This is a genomic window from Gammaproteobacteria bacterium, assembly GCA_037388465.1.
GTDB lineage: Bacteria > Pseudomonadota > Gammaproteobacteria > SpSt-1174 > SpSt-1174 > JARRKE01.
Genome location: JARRKE010000019.1, coordinates 67,302 through 74,821 on the forward strand (window position 1 = coordinate 67,302; position 7,520 = coordinate 74,821).

Sequence of the window (7,520 nt, forward strand, 5' to 3'; positions counted from 1 at the left end):
GGCTTGCTCAAGGTCACCGGGCCGTTACCGGTGTGAGCGATCAGCGCGCCGTTCTTGAGACCAAGCTCATCAGCGCCCTGGATCTGCATGCGGATGGCATTGGCCTTGGCGCCAGGGTTGACGGTAAAGATGCGCTCCACAGTGTTGCCGTGAGCGTGGATAGCGTAGCCGATGCCAGGCCAGGGCTGGCCCAGGCTGACCGTAGCGTAGGTCTTGAGGTCCTTCTGCCAGCGCTTGGGGTTGTTGCCGTGGAACACGCTGACGTGGGTAGGTGAGACGCTATTACCCTGCGGGGTCAGCTTAACCTGGCTGACCGGACGTTCGCTCAGCACCCAGCCGGGTCCACGCTTCGCACTGCGCTCGACAGGGCCGGGCAGCATGCCCCCTTGGCTGCCGGCCAACAACTTACCCGGCAGACTGAGCACCAGCACACCATCGCGGGTGACGAAGGCCGTACCTGCGAAGGTGCGGGCGTAATAGGCGACTTCCTTGTCCAATTGTCCCTGATTCTGGATGAACGGCAGGTTCAGGCCGGCAAGCCTTTGCTGCTGCTCAATCGTGACGTGCTGAGTCACCATCCTGGCGTCGGATGGCAATGTAGTTGCTTCAGCCACCGGGCCGCCGAGCAACAGGCTGGCGCCCACAATACTTACTAACAAGCTGATACCGAATCGTGTGTGCATGACGTTCTCCCTCCGTTCGAATAATCACGGGGCGGAGACGGCTCATCACCCACCGGCCGTCCCCGCCGGCCTTGAATTAACCGTAGGACAGGCCGGGTTACCGATGGGTTACCTGGCGACTGCCTCACTCCGCTCCGGGGCATAAATCGCCATAGGCGAATCCAGGAAACAAATAAAAACGGGCGGCCAAATGACCGCCCGAATGAAACATCCCCAAGAAAACGGCATGAGTGTCAGAGCTAGAACCGGACGCCGAGATTGACGAAGCCCCCAAGGCGATCCACATCCTTCCAGGCCTGAGATCCGCCTGAGAACGGCACCCCGACCGCAATATCAGCACCGACGGTCAGCGAATATTTGTTTCCAAACCCAAATTCCACCGCTGGCTGCAGGCCCACGAAGGCACCAACCTGTGCGCCCTTGTCCTCGCTGCGCATGGCGAGGTCCCGCGTCACATAATCGCCTCCACGGCCCGTTGAGCTCGGCACCCATTCGGTGATCTGCTCCGATGCATTCTTGTTTTCCCCCACCGTCAATCCGATAGGAAAAGCAACGCGGGCAAGCAACTGAACACCATGCCCCAGCGCTTTCGGCGTAGCCAGCAAGCGTGGCTCATAAGCAAGCGCCCAAACTTCACGCGAGGTATCCAGATTCTCACCTGTCGTTGCCTGCAGGGTAACGTCGCGCTTCGCGTAGGTTGCAGAAAACGGCGCGAGGCTACCTGACAAGTCGAATTCCAGGCGGACACCTGTTCCCATCGTGCCGCCATAACCACCAACGGACACTTCCCGGCCAGGATCCGGACCGAACAAGGACGAGCCCAGGTGCTTTTCCGCCGGATATTGGCTGCCCGCCGCCCAAGCGCCTGCAGCCCCGAACATCAGGACAACGCCCATCAATGCGCTTAGCAAGATACTGCTGATTCGCATATTCATAATGGCACCTCTCAATTTTCTTATATTTCTCTTGGCATCCTCGAGAGCGCCGTCTCACTAACTGACGCGCTCATCCGATTGCCTTGACTTAAAAATACGAGAGGTGGGGTTACCGATGGGTTACTTAGCGCAAGCCATCCAGATTTGATCAGATGCAAACCCGCATCCGCCAGACACACAAGAAACAGCCGACCAAATCGAGGCTTAACCAACGCCGGCTAATCCTTATCCTTACTTCGTCTTGCGCGAATCAGCTCTTCATATCCCTGAACACCTGCTGACTCATCTTCTTGTTCGGTACTGCCTTGATTCAGCAAAGCTGCCAATTCGTTGATCCCTGTAAATCCTTGTTGAATGCCATCAGGAACCGTCTCCAGCATGCCAATCAGCTGATTTGGTCCATGGCGATAGATACGCAGGATGTAACTTTCCATTGCCAACCTCCCAAGAAGCGCCCCAACACCGCCAGGACAATCTAAACGTACGACAGGCTGAGTTACTGTTGGGTTACCCGAGCATATAACGCGAATCAAATACCACCGCAGACAGACGGACATCGGTGAATAACCGGATCAGATTAGTAATCGATTGGGAACCCCATTTTTTACGATCACTGGCATGCGAAACCATCGTACTTCTAGGGTACGAGCACGGGCTGTGCAAAGGCTTTTCCCGCCGGCGCACGCCCAAGGCATTTCTCATAACATTTTGGAACGTATAACAGGTGAGGTTAGCGATGGCATGCCAGAAATGTAATTAACGCCCAAGACGTGCCGGAGGACTTTTTTTGTCCGCCTATCCAAACGACAAATACCTGTATCACCCCCCGCTCCCACCACCCAGGACCACAATATGGTGCCAGTCCGCCGGCCGCCAGGTATTCGGTCGACGGGGCGCCAGGTAACTTATCGGTAACCCGGGATTACTTACGATCTTCCTTGTCACGCGTGATCACGGCCTACTTATTTATCGCAGGCCGCGTAAATCAACCGTATTCAGAGAGGCTTTAATCTCAAGGGGGAAACAAATGAAAAGCGATTTCAAGATTGTTGCCGGACCATTGCAATCCGACGTACTGCCTGCACCCGTACGGGAAACGAGCGACAACAACACCCGCACGCGATGGAGGCGATCCATATCAATTGGAAGGTGGTTGTCTATGACAATACTAGTAGCAGCAGCTTTTGGATGCGCATCGGTCACTCCTTATCAACCAGCCGGCTCTGGACCATTTGGATACCACGACGCGCATATCAAAGGAAATGTCTACTATGTAGAGGTGCGAACGAATTATGTCACCAGCCATACGACGACAATGGAGTACTTCAATCGACGTGCGAAGGAGGTATGCTCGGAAAATGGATATAGTGACTACGAAATCCGCGGCCTGAAAGACCTCACCACACAAGCGGTTGCAGGTAGCGCGATCATCAACAATCCTCAAATTGCCGGCTACATATACTGTACAAGGTAGGCGTGCCGGACCAATGGGGTGATGTACCAGCCTACGCTGCTTCCCCCGGCAATGATTGAGTATGGGTGACTCATTATTCTTACTGCGGCAAAGAACGCACACATAGATTACAGGCCAACACTCAAGCCCGCTTACCGACTCGATTATGTGTCGTCGAAATGGCGCTGAGCATTCCCGATCAGCCTATCGCCTTGCACAGGTCAGGCTATCCGCCCCGCGGATAGCCTGAAACGCCGGATCACGATTCAGCCCAAGCCGCGCCGGGCACGCATTGCGTGGCCCATGTCGCGTAGATCCTGTACGTTCAGCACGCGGCGGGCGAGCGGCAACAGGTGCCTGTTTTCGAACTCCAGATGGCTGCGCTGCAGTTCAACAAACCGTGCGACAGGCAAAGGCTGCGGCGGCAACCGGCCTTGCGCGATGTCTTCCAGTCCCGGCCTGAGCGATATCCAGGCCGCATCCTGCTCCCGATGTTCGGTCGCGAGGCGCAGCAGCATGTCTTCCTCTTCCTGGCGCCACTCGGGATGGCTGCGCAGACGCGGGAACAGGTCCTGCTCCTCGTCGGCATGATGATCGGGCGCCGCCGTGGAGAAATATTTCAGCACCTGCGCCGCCGCGACCCGCGCGTCCTCATCGATACCCATTTGCTCGATATGTGCCGCCAGGCGCTCAAGTGTGTCGCAATGCCGGGCGATGCGCTCATGACAGGCCGCAAGCATGGCGAGCGGATCGTCGAAACCGGCCTCGGGGCTGTTCGGCCACAGCATCATGCAAACCTCAGCGGTGCTCGTCTCCGGTCTTGATGAGCTTGCGCACCTTGGGGAACAGTTCCGCCGCCAGCGCGGCATCGGCGCGCAGCCGGTGTCGCCAGAGCGGGAACAGGTTTTGCTCCTCGCGCCACTCGTGCTTGGCAAGCTGTCCGGAAATGATGGCGAAGAAGGGTGCCAGCATGCCGGCATCGTCCATGCCTTCGTCCAGCATTTCCTCGATCATGTGCGTCTGTTCGATCAGCTCGTCGTGCTCGCGCAGCATGATGGAGGTCGGGTCGTCCCCGCTCGGCGCGCGCGGCAGTTCGAGCACCGGTACGATGATCTCGTTCTCCGCCTCGACGTGGTTGCGCAGACGTTGCGCATATTCGCGAAACTGCGGCAACGCCGTCGCCGTGTCACCGGCATTGAGACGGTGCAAGGCATTGGCGAACAGATGGTCGATACGCTCGTGATCACGCGTCAACAGGTCGGCCAGTTCGGTGGCCTCCACGTCGTCGCGGTGCCGCACCCGCACCCGCCACAGCGGCGGCCCGGACTCGGTCTGCTCCCAGCTCAGCGCATTGCGCAGGTCGAGATTGACCGCCTTGAGCACCATGTCCGGGTCCTCGGCGGCGAGCAGTTCTGCCTCCTGGCCGCGGCGCAGCTCTCGCAGTGCACTCAGCGCATAGGCGTGGGCGGAGCTACCGCCGCACTCACGCAAATCGACTCGAAAATCACTCATGCAAATTCCTCTGAAACTCCGCTTACAACGGTACGACGGACCGGGTCTTGGCCACGGCCACGATATAAACGAACACGGCGATGGCACCGATGCCCGCCATTAACCGCACCGCCCGGGTCAGCCCCAGGCGCAGGGCCACCATACCCAGCAGGATGTAGACGATCAGGGCGACGAGCTTGGTCAGTAGCCAGGACTGCTGCCAGGGATACAGCTGCGTGACCGCCGCCAGCGAAATACCCGACAACAGCAGCAGGGTGTCGTTGACGTGCGGAGCAATACGCACCCAGCGGGCGTGCAGCCACGGCGATTCCCGCCACATCCAGTACAGGCGCAGCACAAATCCGCTGATCGACAACGTCACGGTCAGCACATGCACTTTGAGCAGCCACAGCATATTTCAGGCAGCCTCCAGCCATCGGCGCAATGCCTCCCGGTCGATCAGGCGTATGTGGTTGCCTTCCACTTCGATCAGCCCCTCACCTCTCAGGCGCGCCATGATGCGCGACAGTGTCTCGGGCTTGATCGCCAGGCGTGAGGCGACCACCTGCTTGGGCGCGGACAGGGTGATGTCACCATCCGAATCTTCGCCCGCTTCATTGAGCAGGTAGTTCACCAGCCGATAACCTGCGTTGTGCAGAGTCAGCTCGTCGATCTCCTTGACCAGTGCGTGCATCCGACGGCTCAGGCTGCCCAACAACCGTAAGGCCAGGGCGGAATCGGTTTTCACCCAGTGGTAAAAGCGCCGGTTCTCAAACGCGAGCACCCGACTTTCCTCCAGTGCCTGTGCATTCACGGGGTAGCGGTTGGCCTCCATGAACATGACTGCTTCGGCAAAGGATTCGCCTGCCTTGATCACCTCGATCACCTTTTCATCGCCGTCGGGCGAGAGCCGGAACAGCTTGATCACACCGGTCTCCAGCACAAAAAAACGCTGCGCAGGATCGCTCTGGCGGAACAAAAAGGCGCCCGCATCGAGCGGAACAACCCGCATGCCGGCCAGCATGTCGTCGATCTGCGCATCCTCCATGGACGCAAACAGGTCATAACGTTTCAGGGCTTCCTTCTGCATGCATCCTCCCAAATCCACCCCGGGTTGGCGCTTGATTCAGGTCAAGTGAAACCCGGGGGCCGAACAATATCATACTTGGCAGGTCAACTATTTGGTGCCGCCGACATGCATCCCCGCAACCGCCTGTTCATCACCGCCGCACTGCTGTATGGCTTGCTGGGCGGTCTGCTCATGCTGGCCTGGTTGCTCTGGCCCGCCGCGATCCCCGGCAATATACCGCGCCTGCATGCCCACCTGATGCTACTCGGGTTCATGGCCATGATGGTCTACGGTGTCGGCCTGCATGTGCTGCCCCGATTCTCCGGGCGGCCACTGTATTCGGAACGCCTGGCGAACCTGCAGTTCTATGCCGCCAATCTTGGCTTGTGGCTGATGGCGGTCGGATGGCTGCTGCTGAGCCCCGTCTTCCTTGCGTTGGGTGGTCTGCTGTCCTGGCTTGGTATCGGCCTGTTCACAGTCAACGTCCTGCTGACCGTGCGGCACTACGGACCCAAAGGAGCCTGACCATGGGCACCGAATACCGTGGCTGTGAACTGCCGGACGACCTGCTTTACGACCTGGACTATGTCTGGGCCCGGCCGGAAGACGACGGCACGTATACGCTCGGCATCACCGATCCGGCGCAGACCATGGCGGGGCGGGTACAGTATTTCCGCTTCAAGCAACCGGGCACCCACCGGGCCGCAGGCAAGCCGGTCGCGCGCCTCGAATCCGGCAAATGGGCGGGCGGGATCCCCACGCCTTTCGACGGCACGATCGTTCGCATCAATCCTGAGGTCGAAAAAAACCCGGGCATGGTCAATGTTTCTCCCTACACCGATGCCTGGGTCGTGGTCATGAAACCTGACGATCCCGAACAGGCGCTGTCACGGCTGCATACCGGCCAGGAAGCGATCGAGGCACTCAAACAATGGGTGGACCGCTATGACATCCAATGCATGCGTTGTGCGGATTAAGCCATGAAAGTCGAGCTGCTGGTTTCCGACTGGTGTGCCACCTGCCACGAGGCGGAGAAAATCTGGCGCCAGGTCTCCGAACACAAGGTCATCGAATTCGCGGTGGTCGACATGGGGCAACCGGAAGGCCGCGAACTCGCGACCCGGCTGCGCATTCGCTCCATCCCCGCCCTGGTCATCGATGGGCAGTTGGCGCACATCGGCGTGCAGCCCCTGAATGAAGCCATGTCACTGGTGGCGTCCGCCACGGACAAGACCACCGGGCAGACGCGCCATGCCGGCTTGGGACTCGCGACCAGCAGTCGCGCGTTCATACTGAGCGCGGTGGTATATCTGTTTCTGGCCGGCGCGTTCCTGCCATTCGGCGGTCTGTTCGGCAACGGTAACCTCACTTTCATACCAACGCATCTGTTCGGCGTGGGGTTTCTGTTGATGATGGTTTACGGTCTGGGCGAGCACATGCTGCCGCGCTTTACCGGTAACCCGATTCGCAGTGGCCCGTGGTCTTGGACTCAGCTCGGCCTGGCGCATGCCGGGCTTTGGCTGCAGATCACGGGATTCCTGCTGAGTAGTAACCCCATCATTGCCGCAGGCGGCGCGGGCATCTGGCTCTCGCTCGCATTGTTTACCTTTCGCGAATGGCCCGTGCTTTGGCGTTATGCGTAAGGAGTGAAGCGTGAGGTGTGAGAAGAAAATCCTGGCACTCTCCTCACACCTCACCACCAACCTCTTCACGCCCTAGTACATTCGATGACGGAACAGCCAGCCGGCCGCACTGAGCGTCAACAACGCGATGACGGCCATCGGCCAGAACTGGCCGATGAGCAGATGAAACGGCGTCCCCTCCAGGAACACGCCGCGTAGAATGACCAGGAAATAGCGCAACGGATTGGCGTAGGTGATGTCCTGCAC

11 protein-coding genes are annotated in these 7,520 nt (G+C 59.0%); 3 read left to right on the plus strand and 8 right to left on the minus strand.

Annotated features, from left to right (window positions below):
- The 7 genes from P8Y64_06000 to P8Y64_06030 all read right to left on the minus strand — a co-directional run.
- The coding region (locus P8Y64_06000) for a hypothetical protein (GenBank protein ID MEJ2060027.1) at positions 1 to 683 on the minus strand (683 nt) is incomplete at its 3' end.
- 239 nt (positions 684 to 922) lie between these two features.
- Entirely contained in the window at positions 923 to 1,618 is a 696-nt protein-coding gene (locus P8Y64_06005) for a hypothetical protein (GenBank protein MEJ2060028.1), read from the minus strand.
- 218 nt (positions 1,619 to 1,836) lie between these two features.
- Positions 1,837 to 2,052: a hypothetical protein gene (locus tag P8Y64_06010; GenBank protein ID MEJ2060029.1), complete on the minus strand. Its 216-nt coding sequence runs from the start codon at positions 2,050 to 2,052 to the stop codon at positions 1,837 to 1,839.
- A 1,285-nt stretch (positions 2,053 to 3,337) separates the two neighbouring features.
- Positions 3,338 to 3,862: a hemerythrin domain-containing protein gene (locus P8Y64_06015; protein MEJ2060030.1), complete on the minus strand. Its 525-nt coding sequence runs from the start codon at positions 3,860 to 3,862 to the stop codon at positions 3,338 to 3,340.
- 7 nt (positions 3,863 to 3,869) lie between these two features.
- A complete protein-coding gene (locus P8Y64_06020; GenBank protein ID MEJ2060031.1) occupies positions 3,870 to 4,583 on the minus strand; it encodes a hemerythrin domain-containing protein in 714 nt (237 codons plus the stop codon).
- A 22-nt stretch (positions 4,584 to 4,605) separates the two neighbouring features.
- Positions 4,606 to 4,977, minus strand: coding sequence for a SirB2 family protein (locus P8Y64_06025; GenBank protein ID MEJ2060032.1), 372 nt, complete (start codon positions 4,975 to 4,977; stop codon positions 4,606 to 4,608).
- 3 nt (positions 4,978 to 4,980) lie between these two features.
- The gene (locus P8Y64_06030) at positions 4,981 to 5,652 is read right to left on the minus strand and encodes a Crp/Fnr family transcriptional regulator (GenBank protein ID MEJ2060033.1); all 672 of its coding nucleotides are present in this window, start codon (positions 5,650 to 5,652) and stop codon (positions 4,981 to 4,983) included.
- A 105-nt stretch (positions 5,653 to 5,757) separates the two neighbouring features.
- Here P8Y64_06030 and P8Y64_06035 point away from each other — a divergent pair, with 105 nt between their 5' ends.
- The 3 genes from P8Y64_06035 to P8Y64_06045 are packed head-to-tail and all read left to right on the plus strand — an operon-like array spanning position 5,758 to position 7,274.
- Positions 5,758 to 6,156, plus strand: coding sequence for a cbb3-type cytochrome c oxidase subunit I (locus P8Y64_06035; protein MEJ2060034.1), 399 nt, complete (start codon positions 5,758 to 5,760; stop codon positions 6,154 to 6,156).
- Between the two features lie 2 nt (positions 6,157 to 6,158).
- Entirely contained in the window at positions 6,159 to 6,608 is a 450-nt protein-coding gene (locus tag P8Y64_06040; GenBank protein MEJ2060035.1) for a glycine cleavage system protein H, read from the plus strand.
- Positions 6,609 to 6,611: 3 nt separating this feature from the next.
- Positions 6,612 to 7,274, plus strand: coding sequence for a thioredoxin family protein (locus tag P8Y64_06045; GenBank protein ID MEJ2060036.1), 663 nt, complete (start codon positions 6,612 to 6,614; stop codon positions 7,272 to 7,274).
- Positions 7,275 to 7,346: 72 nt separating this feature from the next.
- On the opposite strand, the gene P8Y64_06050 is transcribed toward P8Y64_06045, so the two are convergent.
- Positions 7,347 to 7,520, minus strand: a 174-nt coding sequence (locus P8Y64_06050; protein ID MEJ2060037.1) for an antibiotic ABC transporter permease, incomplete at its 5' end; no start/stop codon positions are given.

Bases quoted from the DNA above. Each gene is read 5' to 3' on its own strand.
- P8Y64_06045 (MEJ2060036.1), top strand. From the start codon at position 6,612: ATGAAAGTCGAGCTGCTGGTTTCCGACTGGTGTGCCACCTGCCACGAG.
- P8Y64_06020 (MEJ2060031.1), bottom strand. From the start codon at position 4,583: ATGAGTGATTTTCGAGTCGATTTGCGTGAGTGCGGCGGTAGCTCCGCC.
- P8Y64_06005 (MEJ2060028.1), bottom strand. From the start codon at position 1,618: ATGAATATGCGAATCAGCAGTATCTTGCTAAGCGCATTGATGGGCGTT.
- P8Y64_06025 (MEJ2060032.1), bottom strand. From the start codon at position 4,977: ATGCTGTGGCTGCTCAAAGTGCATGTGCTGACCGTGACGTTGTCGATC.
- P8Y64_06040 (MEJ2060035.1), top strand. From the start codon at position 6,159: ATGGGCACCGAATACCGTGGCTGTGAACTGCCGGACGACCTGCTTTAC.
- P8Y64_06035 (MEJ2060034.1), top strand. From the start codon at position 5,758: ATGCATCCCCGCAACCGCCTGTTCATCACCGCCGCACTGCTGTATGGC.
- P8Y64_06030 (MEJ2060033.1), bottom strand. From the start codon at position 5,652: ATGCAGAAGGAAGCCCTGAAACGTTATGACCTGTTTGCGTCCATGGAG.
- P8Y64_06015 (MEJ2060030.1), bottom strand. From the start codon at position 3,862: ATGATGCTGTGGCCGAACAGCCCCGAGGCCGGTTTCGACGATCCGCTC.
- P8Y64_06010 (MEJ2060029.1), bottom strand. From the start codon at position 2,052: ATGGAAAGTTACATCCTGCGTATCTATCGCCATGGACCAAATCAGCTG.